The sequence below is a fragment of the Amycolatopsis sp. NPDC005232 genome, from assembly GCF_040607795.1.
In the GTDB taxonomy this organism is placed as follows: domain Bacteria; phylum Actinomycetota; class Actinomycetes; order Mycobacteriales; family Pseudonocardiaceae; genus Amycolatopsis.
Genome location: NZ_JBEXHL010000009.1, coordinates 218,922 through 233,274 on the forward strand (window position 1 = coordinate 218,922; position 14,353 = coordinate 233,274).

The window sequence follows — 14,353 nt, forward strand, 5'->3', positions numbered from 1 at the left end:
GGGGCAGACACTATCCGCAAGGCGGCCCCTGCGCCCGCGTCGCCCAACCGTGTCTTGCCAGCGTCCTCTCAGCTAGGACTTGCAGGCCCAGGCGCTCAAAGCGGGAAGAACCGCGTAGAACGGCTGCTCGTCGCCGAGATCGGTGAAGGCGCGCAGATCCGACTCGAACCAGAGCCGGTTCTGCACCGCGCGCACGAGCGTCCACGCGCGGGCGCGGGCGGGGTCGAGTCCGGTGGCTCGCAGTTTGTCGTCCACTGTGGATTCGCCGAACCGGTTCCACAGCAAGGAGAACACGCCGTACTCGAGGTCACCGGCGATCGGTTTGGGGTCGATCACGAGCCACGGTTCACGCCGGGCGGCCAGCACGTTCTCGTAGTGCAGGTCCTCGTTCACGAGCAGCGCGCCCGCGGCGGGGCCGAGGTCGCGGCACACCTCGAGGGCCGCGTCGAGCTCCCGGCGGGGGAACGGGCCGCCGAGGTCGTGCCAGCTCTTCGGCAGCACCTCCAGGAGACGTTGGGCTTCGCTGCTCAACGTCCGCGACAACGCGGGTGGCGCCGGCACGGCCAGCCGGCGGGCGAGCTCGCTCATGATTTCCACGGCTTCGAGCACCGGCTCGGTGTGCAGCGTGCGTGTGTGGTCCAGGCGTTCCAGCAGCAGCACGCATTCGTCCGGCGCGGCCTCCAGCAACAGCACGGCGCCCCGGCCGGCCCATGTGGACAGTGCGAGCGGCTCGTCGCGGGATTCCTCGTGCGGCCAGCCGAGTTTGAGCACGGCGGGCGTGCCGTCGGCCCGGCGCGCGGGCTGCACGACGCCGACGAACCCGTGCATCGCCTCGCCTACGAACTCCAGGCCCCATTCGCGGGCGAAGCGGTCGGCGAGGTCGGGCAACGACGCGAGCCACGGCAGACAATCCGGTCCGAGGACCCGGGGTGCGCGAGCAGCGAACGACGGCGGGATCACGAGTCGGGGCACGTCCTTAATCGTGCCGGTCACGTCGAGTCATTTCTTTGGGCCGATTCCGCGCGTACAGTGAAAATCCAGGGGTTCTGCGATCCCGGGGAGCTGCCATGATCGTTGAAATTCTCAGCGCGGTGGTCGTCGTGGGCGGAGTCTGGCTCGCCTCCGGTGTGCGCGTGGTGAAGCAGTTCGAACGTGGCCTGGTGTTCCGCTTCGGGCGGGTGCGCCCGGAGGTGCGCGGGCCGGGCCTGACGCTGCTGGTACCGGTTGCGGACCGCATGCACAAAGTGAACATGCAGATCGTCACCATGCCGGTGCCGGGCCAGGACGGCATCACGCGCGACAACGTGACGGTCCGGGTCGACGCCGTCGTGTACTTCAACGTGGTCGACCCGGTGCTGGCCGCGGTCAACGTGCAGGACTACCGCGCGGCCGTCGGCCAGGTGGCCCAGACGTCGCTGCGGTCCATCATCGGCAAGAGCGACCTCGACGACCTGCTGTCGAACCGGGAACGGCTCAACCAGGGCCTCGAGATCATGATCGACAGCCCCGCGATCGACTGGGGCATCCACATCGACCGCGTCGAGATCAAGGATGTGGCCCTGCCGGAGTCGATGAAGCGCTCGATGTCCCGCCAGGCCGAGGCGGAACGCGAGCGCCGCGCCCGCGTGATCTCGGCCGATGGTGAGCTGCAGGCGTCGGAGAAGCTCGCGCAGGCCGCGGCGGCGATGAGCGACCACCCGGGTGCGTTGCAGCTGCGCCTGCTCGAGACGGTGGTGCAGGTTTCGGCGGAGAAGAACTCGACGCTCGTGCTGCCGTTCCCCGTGGAGCTGCTGCGGTTCCTCGACGCGAACACGCCGAATGCCAGGAAATCGGCGCCCGAGGAGGCGGTTTCGTCGGAGCCTGCCGCGCTCGACAAGTCCGAGACCAACGGGTTCGTGGGCCCGCCACAGCCGCGCCACGAAGGCGACGCGCTGACCGAGTGACGCGCGCGGCCCGCCTTGGTCGACGGGCCGCACGAGTGTGCTTTCCGGTCAGTTGTCCAGGTACCCGTTGGTTCCGAGGATCACGATGGTGACGAAGAAGCCCACGTACAGCGCCACGATCACGTAGCCGATCACCACGGCCGACAGCGCCATGCCGCGTCCGCCGGCCTCGCCGCGGTTGGCCTTGGCGAGCGCGATGTGGCCCATGACGATGCCGGGGATCGCGATCAGGCACGTGATCAGGCCCAGCAGTGAGCACACGAGCGCGCCGATGGCGAGGCCGTTGGACTGCTGCTGGCCGTACGGCGAGTACGGCTGACCGTAGGGCTGCGGCGGGCCGTACGGCGAGTACGGCGCGGCGGCCGGCATGCCGGGAACACCGGGAGCAGCGGGAGCGCCCGGGTACGAGGCGGTCGGGCCCGGGTACGGCTGGCCGGGGTAGGCCGGAGCCGCGTACGCACCGGCCGGCTGCACGCCGGGGTACGCGGCGGGCTCGGGCTGGCCGGGCACCGCGAAGCCGCCGGAGGGCTGGCTGCCGGGCGCGGCGTAGGGAGACGGCTGCTCACCGGTCGTGCTCCCCGGCGCGGCGTACGGCGACGGGGTCTCGGTCGAACCCGGCGCGGCGAACGAGGACCCGGTGCTGTCCGGCGCTGCGAAGGTCGTCGGCTGGTCGCTCGCCGAGCTGACGCTGTCGGGCGAGCTGAACGCCGTCGCGTCGCCCGACGGCGGGTCGTACGGGGCCGGGTCCGCGGTGGCCGGCGGGTCGTACGAGCCGTGGTCGGCGGTCGCCGGCGGCTCGTACGCCGTGGGCTCGTTCGGCCGGTCCTGCGGCTCGGACGGGTTGGTCATCGGGTTCCCCCTCGGTTCTGGTGGTCGCCCACCGCGAGCCTTCTCAGCCGAAGGCGCCGTACTTGTCGAGCTCGTGCAGCACGAGCGGGATCATGATCCCCCACACGGCCAGCGCCAGGTAACCGATCACGAAGCCGGCGATCGCCAGCGCGCCGCCGGTCGCCCGCCCGTGGCGCGAGCGGTAGTAGGCGATGTGTCCCATCACGATCCCGGCGATCGCGGCGGGCGCGCACACGATGAAGCCCGCTATCGAGCACACCAGCGACCCGATCGCCAGACCCGCGCCGGGCGGCGGGCCCTGCGGCGGGTACGGCTGGTGCTCGAACGACGGGTGTTCGTAGCTTTCGTTCATCACGCTCCTTCCCGGCCACAGGTTGCCCGGAACCGCACTTTACTAATTCGGCCAAAAGTAGGCCGACCCCCGCGCGGCACGTAACCTGTTGCCGCGAAGCCATTCGGCCGTGACTGTGGCCGGATTGGTAACGATCGACACAGTACCGGGGCAAACGCGGTCACGGCGTGAGCACCCTCATAGGCGCCTACCCGCCCGGCCGTCCATACTCCGCGGTAACCCCGCGGAAGGAGCCCGTGATGGCCCGCCTCGCCCAGACCGCCGGCCTGACCGACGTGCAGTCCGAGATCCTCGCGACCGTGCGTTCGTTCGTGGACAAGGAGGTCATCCCGCACGCGCAGGAGCTGGAGCACGCGGACGCCTACCCGGCGGAGATCGTCGAGGGCATGAAGGCGCTGGGCCTGTTCGGCCTCACCATCCCCGAGGAGTACGGCGGCCTCGGCGAGTCGCTGCTCACCTACGCGCTCGTGGTGGAGGAGATCGCGCGCGGCTGGATGAGCGTCTCGGGCGTCATCAACACGCACTTCATCGTCGCGCACATGATTTCCCGCCACGGCACCGAAGAGCAGAAGCAGCACTACCTGCCGAGGATGGCCACGGGTGAGGTGCGCGGCGCGTTCTCGATGTCGGAGCCGGACCTGGGTTCCGACGTCGCCGCGATCAAGACCCGAGCACGTCGCGACGGCGACGACTACGTGATCGACGGCGCGAAGATGTGGCTCACCAACGGCGGCACCTCTAACCTGATCGCGCTGCTGGCAAAAACCGATGAGGGCGCGCCGAAGGCCCACCACAACCTGACGACGTTCCTCGTCGAGAAGCCCGAGGGCTACGGCGAGGTGCTGCCGGGCCTCACCATCCCGGGGAAGATCGAGAAGATGGGTTACAAGGGCGTCGACACCACGGAGGCGGTGTTCGACGGCTTCCGCGTCGGCGCCGACCAGGTGCTCGGCGGCGCGCCCGGCGAGGGCTTCGCGTACATGATGGACGGTGTCGAGGTCGGCCGCGTGAACGTGGCGGCGCGGGCGTGCGGCATCGCGATCCGCGCGTTCGAGCTGGCGGTGGAGTACGCGCAGCAGCGCAAAACGTTCGGCAAGCCGATCGCCGAGCACCAGGCGATCGCGTTCAAGCTCGCGGAGATGGCGACGAAGGTCGAGGCCGCGCACCTGATGATGGTGAACGCCGCGCGGCTCAAGGATTCCGGCGTCCGCAACGACGTCGGGGCCGGCATGGCGAAGCTGCTCGCGTCGGAGTACTGCGCCGAGGTCACGCAGGACGCGTTCCGCATCCACGGCGGCTACGGCTACTCCAAGGAGTACGAGATCGAGCGGCTCATGCGCGAAGCACCCTTCCTGCTGATCGGCGAAGGCACCAGCGAGATCCAGAAGACCATCATCAGCCGTGGTCTGCTGCGCGAGTACAAGTCGAAATCCTGAGCGGCTCCGAGTACCCGGGTTCACACCGAAGTGTGCGAAACCGCTCGTAGGCTGGAGTGGTGAGCGAGCTTTCGGACACCGAGCTGACGCGCGCCGCGCAGTCCGGTGACGTGACGGCGCTCGGCGCGCTGCTCGCGCGCCACGAAGCCGGCATGCGCGGCGTCGCGATCGCGCTGCTCGGCTACACCGCCGAGGCCGACGACGCCGTGCAGGACGCGGCCGTGGTCGCGCTGCGCCGGATCGGCGACGTCCGCGACCCGGCCGCGGTCGGCGCGTGGCTGCGGATGGTGGTGCGCAACGCCTGCCGCGCGCGGCTTCGGTCCACACTCGACATTCCCGTCGCCGACGGCTGGGACCTCACCGCGTCCACGCTCGCCACTCCCGAGCAGCTGCTCGACGACCACGCGCTGCGCGACTGGGTCTCCCACGCCGTCGAACAGCTCTCGCCGCCTGTGCGGCTCGTGATGCTGCTGCGGCACTTCTCGCTCGGCGTGACGTCGTACGAGCAGATCGCGCGGGCGCTCGGCATCCCCGTCGGCACCGTGCGCAGCCGGCTGAACCAGGGCCGCGCCAAGCTCGCCGAAGCCCTGCGCGCCACCGCGGATTCGGCCCACGACGACGCCGGCGCGCTCGTCGCGGGCAGCAAGCTCGACGCGCTGGACACCCTGGCCGCGGCCGAACGCGGCGAGTTCACCCGGGTGCTCGCCGACCGGTGGGCCGAGGACGTCGTGCTCACCGCGGGCGACGTCCGGGGTGTGGGCCACGACTTCCTGCTGCGCGGCATGGAGGGCGACCTCGCCGCCGGCGTGCGCCAGCGGCCGGTGCACATCGTCGCGAGCCGCGAGGTCGTGGTGTGGGAGATGGACCTGCTCAACCCACCCGACAACCCCACGCACTGCCCGCCCGGCGTCGCCTGGCTGATGAGGCTGGACGGCGGCCGCGTCGCAGATCTGCGGCTCCACCACGCGCCTATGGCCGCCGTCACAGCGAACTGATCGAACCAACGGTCGTCGCTGCGCATCGTGCGGGTGTCCAGACACCCGTACGAGACGGAGCACCCCGTGACCGACCACCTCGCCCCCGGCACCCACACCGTCGAGCTCGACGGCCTCGTGCAGCGCTACCACGTCCACGGCTCCGGCCCGGTGTGCGTCGCGCACTCCGGCGGCCCCGGCATCGACTGGGAGTACCTGCGGATGCCGCTCGTGGAAGAGCAGTTCACCGTCGTCTACCCGGAGCCTATCGGCACCGGCGGTTCGAGCCGGCTGGCCACGCACCCCGACGGCTACACGCGCGACCGCTACGTCCGCGCGGTCCTCGCCTTGCTCGATCACCTCGGGCTCGGGAAGACCCTCTTCCTCGGCCACTCCCACGGCGGTTTCGTCGCCCAGCGCCTCGCGCTGAGGCACCCCGAGCGCGTCTCCGGGATCGTGCTCTACGACAGCGCACCCGTCGTCGGGGCGGAGCACGGCGAGGAGCTGATGCGACAGCTGGAGGAGTACGCGGCCCGATCCGAAGGAGACGCCGGTCTGCCCGACGTGCTCGCCGCGTTCCAGTCGCTCGGCTCGCTGTCGTCCGACGAAGACGTGACCAAGGCCGTGCGCGGCATCCTGCCCGCGTACTTCGCCGACTTCCGCGGCCGCTTCGCGGAGTTCGGCGCGCTGCAGGACCAGGTGAGTGGCGGGTACATCTCCGGCCGCGACGCCGACGGCACCCCCGAGCTGTTCGACGACCGCCCGGTGCTGAACACGATCGGGGTGCCGGCACTCGTGGTCGTCGGCCGCTACGACGTGATCTGCGGGGTGCGCTGGGGCCGCGAGCTGCACGACGGGATCCCGGGCTCGCGGCTCGTGGTCCTGGAGCACAGCGGGCACTTCGGCCACCTGGAGGAGCCCGGGCTGTTCGCCGACGCGGTGGTCGGTTTCGCCAAGGGCCTGGACCACTGACGCACCCTGGGTGAACGGCATTCACCAGTACGCGGTTCGCACGGTTCGCCGGTTCTTGACAAGATGGACCCCTCGGACCGGACGAGTACGCAGGTGATGATGGTGAGCAGTCCCTTTGGTGGTGGACGGCCGGCCGGGCCGCCGCGGCTTCCGACGCCGCCCACCGGCTGGCCGATCGGGTCGTACGGTACTTACCGGGAAGCCCAGCGCGCGGTGGACTTCCTGGCGGAGAGCGAGTTCGCGGTCACGGACGTGACGATCGTCGGGGTGGACCTGATGCTCGTGGAGCGCGTGATCGGCAGGCTCACGTGGGGCCGGGTCCTGGGCGCGGGCGCGATGTCGGGCGCGTGGTTCGGCTTGTTCGCCGGGCTGATGCTGGGCCTGTTCGTGAACCAGGGCTTCGCGTTGCAACTGCTCACCGGGCTCGTGCTCGGCGTCCTTTCGGGTCTGTTGTTCGCGGGCATCGGCTACCGCGCGTCCCGTGGGCGCCGTGACTTCTCGTCCGCGAGCCAATTGGTGGCCGGCCGTTACGACGTGCTGTGCCAGCCGCGTTCGGCCGAACAGGGGCGGGAACTGCTCTCGAAGCTGGCGTTGAAGCCGCCGCCCGCCACCGCCTGACACCCGTTTTCGCGCTGCCCGGCGCCGCATCCCGTGGTGCCGGGCAGTGAAGAACAGGGGGCGGATTAGGGGCGTCCTAGGCCGAATTCGGGTTGTGCCGTTGGCGAATTCGTGCTGAGTCACCCGAATGGAAGCAGTGCCGGTCCACAGTTCACCCCGGTAATTCCGGCGTTTCGCGCTGCGCAAGCCTGAATCGTTACGGATACTGCTTGCGGGGTGTGATCGCCGGGCATAGGTTGTCCGACACCAGTCGGGCGGCCGCGTCCTCCAGCGCGACCGGCCGAGCACTGGCACGTCGGGGTGCTGGCGCGACTCGCCTCATCGCGTCGTGATGCCTGGGGGCGTCACGGTAACCGGCGTGCGCGGGTGAGGAGGCTTTTGTTCGATGGGGAAGAAGAGGCTACGGGGTCGCTCGCCCGCCCGAACGGGCGCGCTGCTGGCCGCAGGATTGATGACCACGGGTCTGCTCGCCGCGTGTGGCACGGGCTCGGGACCGATGAAGATCAACGTGTACTACGCGCCCGAGGACAATTTCCAGACCGTTGTGGACAACTGCAACAAAGCCGCGAACGGGCGCTACGAAATCGTCTACAACAAACTCCAGCGTGGTGCCGACGACCAGCGAATCCAGATGGCGCGCCGGCTCGCCGCCGGTGACACGTCGATGGACATCCTCGGTCTCGACGTGACGTGGGTGTCGGAGTTCGCCGAGGCCGGCTGGGCCGAGGAGTGGACGGGGCAGAACAAGGCCGCCGCGTCCGACGGCGTGCTGCAGGGCCCGCTCGAGACAGCCACCTACGAGGGAAAGCTCTACGCCGCACCGAAGAACACCAACGTGCAGTTGCTCTGGTACGACGACCGCATCACCCCGAACCCGCCGAAGACGTGGGACGAGATGATGCAGATGTCGCAGCAGCTCAAGAGCCAGGGCAAGCCGTACAGCATCGTGTTCACCGGTGCGCAGTACGAAGGCCTGGTCGTCATCTACAACACGCTCGTGGAATCGCTCGGCGGCCACATCCTGTCCGACGACGGCAAGTCCGTGGTGATGGACCAGGGCGCGGTGGAGGCGTTGCAGCTGCTCAAGCAGGTCACGTCGTCGGGCATCACGGACCCGTCGCTGACCAACCAGAAGGAGGACGACGTCCGCCAGACGTTCCAGCGCGGTAACGCCGCGTTCGAGCTCAACTGGCCGTTCGTCTACGCCTCCTACGCGGAGGAGAAGCCGCAGGACCTGTCGCACTTCAAGTGGGCGGTGTACCCGGAGGCGAAGGCCGGCATGCCGGCGAAGACGACCATCGGTGGTTACGACCTCGCGGTGAGCACTTACTCGCAGCACAAGCCGGAGGCGTTCGAAGCCGCGTTGTGCTTGCGCAGCGCGGAGAACCAGAAGTTCTCGGCCATCAACGACGGGGTGCCGCCGACCATCGAATCGGTGTACCACAACGACGTTCCGCTCGACCCGTCGAAGCCGGCGTCGAACGACAACCCGAACATGGCCATCAAGTACCCGATGCGCGACACCATCCTCGACGCGTTGAAGACCGCCGCGGTGCGCCCGCTTTCCCCGGCGTACCAGAACGCGTCCACGGTCATGTCGAAGATCCTGTCGCCGCCTTCGGAGATCGACCCGCCCGTGACGGCCCAGCAGCTGCGGGAACAACTCAGTGACGCGCTCCAGTCGAAGGGAGTGATCCCGTGACCGTCCAGGACCCCTCAACCGGCACCGCCGAACCCACCGGCGCGCCGCCCGCGCACGAGGCCGTGAGCCACCGCAAGGGAAAACCCGTTCTCAGCGAGGGGAAGAGGGCCGAACGGCGGCTGGGCCTGTGGCTCTGCGCGCCGGCCTTCATCGTGATGATCGCGGTGACGGGCTACCCGATCGTCTACTCGATCTGGCTTTCGCTGCAGCGCTACGACCTGAGGTTCCCGGCGCAGCAGGAGTTCATCGGGTTCGCCAACTACGGGGCCGTGCTCACGAGCTCCTACTGGTGGACCGCGTTCGGCACCACGATGTTCCTGACCGTGGTGTCGGTGGCGATCGAGTTCGCGCTCGGCATGGCGCTCGCGCTGATCATGCACCGCACGCTCGTGGGCCGTGGGCTCGTGCGCACCGTCGCGCTGATCCCGTACGGCATCGTCACGGTCGTGGCCGCGTTTTCGTGGTACTTCGCGTGGACGCCGGAGACCGGCTACCTCGCGAACGCCCTCGGCGAAGGCGCGGCGCCGCTCACCCAGCAGTGGCCGTCGCTGTTCATCATCATCCTCGCCGAGGTGTGGAAGACCACGCCGTTCATGGCGCTGCTGCTGATGGCCGGTCTCGCGCTGGTTCCGGAGGACCTGCTCAAGGCCGCCGCCATGGACGGCGCGAGCGCGTGGCAGCGGTTCACCAAGGTGATGCTGCCGGTGATGAAGCCCGCGATCCTCGTCGCGTTGCTGTTCCGCACGCTCGACGCGTTCCGCATCTTCGACAACATCTACGTGCTCACGAACGGAGCGCAGGATACGGGATCGGTGTCGATGATGACCTACGACAACCTGGTCAAGGGTCTCAACCTCGGCATCGGGTCCACGATGGCCGTGCTGATCTTCATCACGGTGGCGATCATCGCGTTCCTCTTCATCAAGGTGTTCGGCACGGCCGCACCCGGCACGGACGACGGGGGTAAACGCTGATGGCCATCGGTGGTGCGGTCACGACCGGCCGCAAAGTGAGCTGGGGCCTCATCGACATCCTCGTCGTGGCCTTCGCGCTGATCCCCGTGCTGTGGATCATCTCCCTGTCCTTCAAGACGAAGGACACGCTCAACGACGGCAGCTTCTGGCCCCAGCAGTGGACGCTGAAGAACTACGCCGACATCTTCCAGACGTCGGAGTTCCTGCGGGCCTTGGTGAACTCGATCGGCATCGCGGTGATCTCCACGGTGATCGCGGTGGTGCTGGGCACGATGGCGGCCTACGCCATCGCGCGCCTCGCGTTCCCCGGGAAGCAGCTGCTCGTGGGGCTTTCCCTGCTGATCGCGATGTTCCCGCAGGTCTCGCTCGTCACGCCGCTGTTCAACATCGAGCGCAACCTGGGCCTGTTCGACACGTGGATGGGGCTGATCCTGCCCTACATCACGTTCGCGCTGCCGCTTTCGATCTACACACTCTCGGCGTTCTTCCGGGAGATCCCGTGGGAGCTCGAAAAGGCGGCGAAGATGGACGGCGCGACGCCGGCCCAGGCCTTCCGGAAGGTGATCGCGCCGCTGGCCGCGCCGGGCGTGTTCACCACGGCGATCCTGGTGTTCATCTTCTGCTGGAACGACTTCCTGTTCGCCATCTCGCTGACGTCCACCACGGCGTCGCGCACGGTGCCGGCCGCGTTGTCGTTCTTCACCGGGTCTTCGCAGTTCGAGGACCCGACGGGCCAGGTGAGCGCGGCCGCGGTCGTGATCACCATCCCGATCATCCTGTTCGTGTTGTTCTTCCAGCGTCGCATCGTGGCGGGGCTGACGTCCGGTGCGGTGAAGGGCTGACCCATGGCTGAAATCGTCCTCGACAAAGTTTCGAAGCGTTACCCCGACGGTGCGCTCGCGGTGTCCGAAGTGGACATCACGATCGCGGACGGCGAGTTCATCATCCTCGTCGGCCCGTCCGGCTGCGGGAAGTCGACCACACTCAACATGGTGGCCGGGCTGGAGGACATCTCGTCCGGCGAGCTGCGCATCGACGGCAAGCGCGTGAACGAGCGGGCGCCGAAGGACCGGGACATCGCGATGGTCTTCCAGTCCTACGCGCTCTACCCGCACATGAGCGTGCGCGAGAACATGGCGTTCCCGCTGCGGCTGGCCAAGGTGCCCGACGCGACGGTGCGTGCGAAGGTGGAGGAGGCGGCGAAGATCCTCGACCTCACCGCCCACCTGGACCGCAAGCCGTCCAACCTCTCCGGTGGGCAGCGCCAGCGCGTGGCGATGGGGCGCGCGATCGTGCGCAACCCCAAGGCGTTCCTGATGGACGAACCACTGTCCAACCTGGATGCCAAGCTGCGTGGGCAGATGCGCACGTCGGTGTCGAAGATTCAGAAGCAGCTGGGCACGACCACGCTGTACGTGACCCACGACCAGACCGAGGCCATGACGCTGGGCGACCGCGTGGTGGTGCTGCGGGCCGGGTACGTGCAGCAGATCGGCTCGCCGCAGTTCCTCTACGACAACCCGGCGAACCTGTTCGTGGCCGGGTTCATCGGCTCGCCGTCGATGAACTTCGTGCCTGCGACGCTGGAAAACGGCGAGCTGCACAGCGCGCTGGGCACCACGCCGCTCACCGACCGCGTCCGCCGGATGGCCGAGGCCGCCAACGCCCCACGCGAGGTGATCGCCGGCATCCGGCCGGAGAACTTCGAGGACGCGTCGCTCGTCGACGCCGCCCAGCGCGGCGCCGGTACCACGTTCACCGCGCACATCGACGTGCTCGAGTCAATGGGCTCGGAGAAGTTCGCGCACTTCACCGTGGAAGGCGAGGTGGCCACTTCGGCCGAGCTCGCCGAGCTGGCCGCCGACAGCGGTTCCGCCGACGTGCCGGGCGCCGAGTCGCTCATCGTGGCCCGGCTCTCGGCCGAGTCCCAGGCCGCGGAGAACGCGGATCTGGAGATCTGGTTCGACGCGGACAAGGTCAAGCTGTTCGACCCGAGCAACGGGCGGAACCTGACCTACCAGGAATAGGTTGCCGACACGAGGGCCCCTTCACGCTCAGCTCGGGAAGGGGCCTTCGTCGTGCTCAGGGGATCTTCGCGAACACCAGCGCCGCGACCTGGCTCGCGACCGGGCACGCGGCAGCTCCGCTGGAACCGCTCGTGTCCACCACGCTCACCACCGCCTGCTCGCCGCGCCCCGGGGTGTCCGGCGACGGCTGAGTGGTCGTCAGGTGGCAGAACGCTCCGTCGGTGCTCTGGCGCGCGGTGCGGCCGCCGAGGGTTGTGGTCGCGCCGGTGGGCGCCTGTTTCTGCACGGAGAACGCGACGCTCACCGTGCCGCGGATGCAGGAGTGGCCCGACAACCCGGCCGAGGGCTGCGTGCCGGCGCCGGCGATCGCGTCGAGCTCGTGGACGTTGAGCAGCGCGCACGGGTCGACGCGGCCCCACGAGCGGTCGGGGAACTGGTGGTGGCGCACCTTGCCGCCGCTCGCGGCCGCGAGGACCCCGCCCACCACGGCGTCGGCGTCGGAGCAGCGGTCGGCCGACGCGCCGGCGCCCTCTGCGTCGGTCACGGCGACGTTGAGGCGGATCCCGTCGGCGAACGTCACCACGCGCGAGCAAGTCTTGTCGGGCGTGAAGCCGGCCTGCTGCACGGCGACGCCGTCGGGGAGCGGGCCGGAGTACTCGTACGGCTTCACATTCGGGTCCGCGTCGGCGGCCAGCGGGCCCACGCTCACCGTGTGCTGGCGCCCGCTGCGCACGTAGTCGGTCCGGCAGTCGGTGAACGACGAGTCGGGGTCGTCGGCCGTCGCGCCGCGCAGGCGGGAGACGTCGAGCAGGCTGCAGTAGTCGAGCGTGGTGAAGTCGCCGAGCGCCGCCACGGCCGTCATCGGCGAGGGGGCCTGCGAGACGGGCGCGGGGGCGGCCGCCGAGGAGCAGCCGGCGAGCAGGAGCGCGCCACCGAGCGCGACGACAACGGGTCTTAAGGGGGAGCGCACGGGGTGCAGTATCACCACGAATCGCGCGAAAAATCAGCCCTGACAGGGAAATCCCACACTGCGCTGTGGTGTCGGCGCAGGTCAGCGCCGTGAAATCGGACGCCGGTCCGTGCGTGGCGGGAAGACCGGCTCGGGCCCTTAGGGGTCCGAATCGTCCCGGGGAGCGATGTGCTCGCGGCGCGTTCCTGGTGTCCTTGAGACACGAACCCAACGGGAGGGACCACGATGACCGCACCTGTCACGCAGAGGCTGAGCCGCCCGCGCAACGGCCGCATGATCGGCGGCGTGTGCGCCGGGCTCGCCCGCCGCTTCGGCACCACGCCGGGCAAGGTCCGCGTGCTCGCGCTGCTGTCCTGCCTGCTGCCCGGCCCGCAGTTCGTCGCCTACCTGATCCTCTGGGCCATCATGCCCAGCGAGTGACCTTGCCTTCGTGCGCCCCAATGCGGCGTTCGGTGCGCTGAACGCACCGAACGCCGCATTGGGTGCGTTGGGCGCACCGAACGCCACATTGGGGGTGTTTCGGTGCGGCGGACAGGCCCTTACTGCTTCGTGCGAGGGGCAGGCGGAGTGGCCGGATGCGGGTGGCGCGGCTGGCGCCACGCGCACATCGCCTGGTCGATCTCGGCCTGGTCGAGCCCCGGGTGCGGCAGCTCGGTCGCGCGGCCCGGCTCGGCGCGCAGGCCGTCGAGGATCAGCGCGAGACAGCGGCGCCACAGGTGCGGCTCCACGGCGCTGGTGTACTCGACCGCCGCGCCGACCATCTGGTGGATGAGCGGCAGATCGGTGGGCACGAGGTCCGCCCTCAGCTGCCCGGACTCCTGCGCGCGCTCCATCAGCCGCGTGATGAGTGGCACCATGTGAGCTTTCACCTCGGCCACGTGCTCGTGCCCGAACGCCTTGGACAGCATGATCTCCCGCAGCCCGCGGTCGGCGGAGTGCAGCTCGACCGTGCGCCACACGAAGTCGACGAAACCGTCCCACGGGTCTTCGGCGCCCAGCGCCTGTTCCGCGAGGTCGGCGATGTCCTGCAGCTGCTCGACGAACATCGCCTCGACCAGGTGTTCCTTGCTGGGGAACCGCCGGTAGACGGTGCCGACGCCCAGGCCGGCGTGGTGCGCGACGTCGTCGAGCGTCGCCTCCAGTCCTCGTTTGCCGAAGACGGCGCGAGCGGATTCGAGGATGCGCCGGCGGTTGAGCTCGGCATCACGCCGCAGCGGCCGCGCCGGTGCGGCGTCCGGTGTCATGACGCCCAGGTTACCAAAAGAAGTCGAGGCACCATCTCCGGTTTTTGTGTACCTTGGGCCAAGTAAGGGGAGGGACCTACTCCACATAGCGCCGGAGGCGGCCGTGCACAGCTACACCACGGCGTTCACCTGGGCCGCGGTCATCTTCGCGGTCGGTGCGGTGATCACCGGGCTGCTGCTGCGCCCGGGCGCCCCGCGCGGCGTGGCCGTAGTGCAGGCGGTGCACGTCTGACACTGGGTTGTCTGCCTCGGCTCCGCCGAGGCGGCGAGATCGCCGCAAGCCGGCTTCTTC

The 14,353-nt window shown here is 69.2% G+C and carries 16 protein-coding genes; 11 read left to right on the forward strand and 5 right to left on the reverse strand.

What is annotated here, in order from left to right:
- Positions 1-72 precede the first annotated feature (72 nt).
- A complete protein-coding gene (locus tag ABZU76_RS19720) occupies positions 73-993 on the reverse strand; it encodes an aminoglycoside phosphotransferase family protein (protein ID WP_354871363.1) in 921 nt (306 codons plus the stop codon).
- 74 nt (positions 994-1,067) lie between these two features.
- Here ABZU76_RS19720 and ABZU76_RS19725 point away from each other — a divergent pair, with 74 nt between their 5' ends.
- On the forward strand, positions 1,068-1,943 hold the full coding sequence (locus ABZU76_RS19725; RefSeq protein ID WP_354871366.1) for a slipin family protein: 876 nt from the start codon (positions 1,068-1,070) through the stop codon (positions 1,941-1,943).
- 48 nt (positions 1,944-1,991) lie between these two features.
- On the opposite strand, the gene ABZU76_RS19730 is transcribed toward ABZU76_RS19725, so the two are convergent.
- Together ABZU76_RS19730 and ABZU76_RS19735 are read right to left on the reverse strand one after the other, a co-directional pair.
- Positions 1,992-2,792 (reverse strand): DUF4190 domain-containing protein, encoded by an 801-nt coding sequence (locus ABZU76_RS19730; protein WP_354871368.1) that lies wholly within the window; start codon positions 2,790-2,792, stop codon positions 1,992-1,994.
- 43 nt (positions 2,793-2,835) lie between these two features.
- Positions 2,836-3,144 carry a DUF4190 domain-containing protein gene (locus ABZU76_RS19735; protein WP_220246425.1) on the reverse strand — a complete coding sequence of 103 codons (309 nt, stop codon included), beginning with the start codon at positions 3,142-3,144 and terminating at the stop codon, positions 2,836-2,838.
- A gap of 239 nt (positions 3,145-3,383) precedes the next feature.
- On the opposite strand from ABZU76_RS19735, the gene ABZU76_RS19740 reads away from it, so the two are divergent.
- From ABZU76_RS19740 to ugpC, 8 genes are all read left to right on the forward strand, one after another.
- Positions 3,384-4,580 (forward strand): acyl-CoA dehydrogenase family protein, encoded by a 1,197-nt coding sequence (locus ABZU76_RS19740; RefSeq protein WP_354871372.1) that lies wholly within the window; start codon positions 3,384-3,386, stop codon positions 4,578-4,580.
- 59 nt (positions 4,581-4,639) lie between these two features.
- Entirely contained in the window at positions 4,640-5,575 is a 936-nt protein-coding gene (locus tag ABZU76_RS19745; protein WP_354871375.1) for a sigma-70 family RNA polymerase sigma factor, read from the forward strand.
- A 66-nt stretch (positions 5,576-5,641) separates the two neighbouring features.
- Entirely contained in the window at positions 5,642-6,526 is an 885-nt protein-coding gene (locus ABZU76_RS19750; protein ID WP_354871378.1) for an alpha/beta hydrolase, read from the forward strand.
- Positions 6,527-6,622: 96 nt separating this feature from the next.
- Complete coding sequence (locus tag ABZU76_RS19755) at positions 6,623-7,144, forward strand: general stress protein (RefSeq protein ID WP_220247373.1); 522 nt, start codon at positions 6,623-6,625, stop codon at positions 7,142-7,144.
- A gap of 385 nt (positions 7,145-7,529) precedes the next feature.
- Positions 7,530-8,846, forward strand: coding sequence for an ABC transporter substrate-binding protein (locus tag ABZU76_RS19760; RefSeq protein WP_354871381.1), 1,317 nt, complete (start codon positions 7,530-7,532; stop codon positions 8,844-8,846).
- Positions 8,843-9,820 (forward strand): sugar ABC transporter permease, encoded by a 978-nt coding sequence (locus tag ABZU76_RS19765; RefSeq protein WP_354871383.1) that lies wholly within the window; start codon positions 8,843-8,845, stop codon positions 9,818-9,820. Before ABZU76_RS19760 ends, ABZU76_RS19765 begins: the two co-directional genes overlap by 4 nt.
- Positions 9,820-10,662, forward strand: coding sequence for a carbohydrate ABC transporter permease (locus ABZU76_RS19770; protein WP_354871386.1), 843 nt, complete (start codon positions 9,820-9,822; stop codon positions 10,660-10,662). The genes ABZU76_RS19765 and ABZU76_RS19770 overlap by 1 nt, the downstream gene beginning before the upstream one ends.
- A 3-nt stretch (positions 10,663-10,665) precedes the next feature.
- A complete protein-coding gene (gene ugpC, locus ABZU76_RS19775; RefSeq protein WP_354871389.1) occupies positions 10,666-11,847 on the forward strand; it encodes a sn-glycerol-3-phosphate ABC transporter ATP-binding protein UgpC in 1,182 nt (393 codons plus the stop codon).
- Positions 11,848-11,902: 55 nt separating this feature from the next.
- Here ugpC and ABZU76_RS19780 read toward each other — a convergent pair whose 3' ends face one another.
- The gene (locus ABZU76_RS19780) at positions 11,903-12,817 is read right to left on the reverse strand and encodes a hypothetical protein (protein WP_354871391.1); all 915 of its coding nucleotides are present in this window, start codon (positions 12,815-12,817) and stop codon (positions 11,903-11,905) included.
- Between the two features lie 225 nt (positions 12,818-13,042).
- Here ABZU76_RS19780 and ABZU76_RS19785 point away from each other — a divergent pair, with 225 nt between their 5' ends.
- Positions 13,043-13,237, forward strand: a complete 195-nt coding sequence (locus ABZU76_RS19785; RefSeq protein ID WP_354871394.1) for a PspC domain-containing protein — start codon at positions 13,043-13,045, stop codon at positions 13,235-13,237.
- A gap of 119 nt (positions 13,238-13,356) precedes the next feature.
- Here the strand turns inward: ABZU76_RS19785 and ABZU76_RS19790 are convergent, their stop codons facing one another.
- Positions 13,357-14,061: a TetR/AcrR family transcriptional regulator gene (locus ABZU76_RS19790; RefSeq protein WP_354871396.1), complete on the reverse strand. Its 705-nt coding sequence runs from the start codon at positions 14,059-14,061 to the stop codon at positions 13,357-13,359.
- A gap of 103 nt (positions 14,062-14,164) precedes the next feature.
- On the opposite strand from ABZU76_RS19790, the gene ABZU76_RS19795 reads away from it, so the two are divergent.
- Positions 14,165-14,293, forward strand: coding sequence for a hypothetical protein (locus tag ABZU76_RS19795; protein WP_354871620.1), 129 nt, complete (start codon positions 14,165-14,167; stop codon positions 14,291-14,293).
- Positions 14,294-14,353 lie beyond the last annotated feature (60 nt).

Excerpts from the sequence above, each read along its gene's own strand:
- ABZU76_RS19725 (WP_354871366.1), top strand. The coding sequence starts at position 1,068 with ATGATCGTTGAAATTCTCAGCGCGGTGGTCGTCGTGGGCGGAGTCTGG.
- ABZU76_RS19730 (WP_354871368.1), bottom strand. The coding sequence starts at position 2,792 with ATGACCAACCCGTCCGAGCCGCAGGACCGGCCGAACGAGCCCACGGCG.
- ABZU76_RS19735 (WP_220246425.1), bottom strand. The coding sequence starts at position 3,144 with ATGAACGAAAGCTACGAACACCCGTCGTTCGAGCACCAGCCGTACCCG.
- ABZU76_RS19740 (WP_354871372.1), top strand. The coding sequence starts at position 3,384 with ATGGCCCGCCTCGCCCAGACCGCCGGCCTGACCGACGTGCAGTCCGAG.
- ABZU76_RS19755 (WP_220247373.1), top strand. The coding sequence starts at position 6,623 with ATGATGGTGAGCAGTCCCTTTGGTGGTGGACGGCCGGCCGGGCCGCCG.
- ABZU76_RS19760 (WP_354871381.1), top strand. The coding sequence starts at position 7,530 with ATGGGGAAGAAGAGGCTACGGGGTCGCTCGCCCGCCCGAACGGGCGCG.
- ABZU76_RS19770 (WP_354871386.1), top strand. The coding sequence starts at position 9,820 with ATGGCCATCGGTGGTGCGGTCACGACCGGCCGCAAAGTGAGCTGGGGC.
- ugpC (WP_354871389.1), top strand. The coding sequence starts at position 10,666 with ATGGCTGAAATCGTCCTCGACAAAGTTTCGAAGCGTTACCCCGACGGT.
- ABZU76_RS19785 (WP_354871394.1), top strand. The coding sequence starts at position 13,043 with ATGACCGCACCTGTCACGCAGAGGCTGAGCCGCCCGCGCAACGGCCGC.
- ABZU76_RS19790 (WP_354871396.1), bottom strand. The coding sequence starts at position 14,061 with ATGACACCGGACGCCGCACCGGCGCGGCCGCTGCGGCGTGATGCCGAG.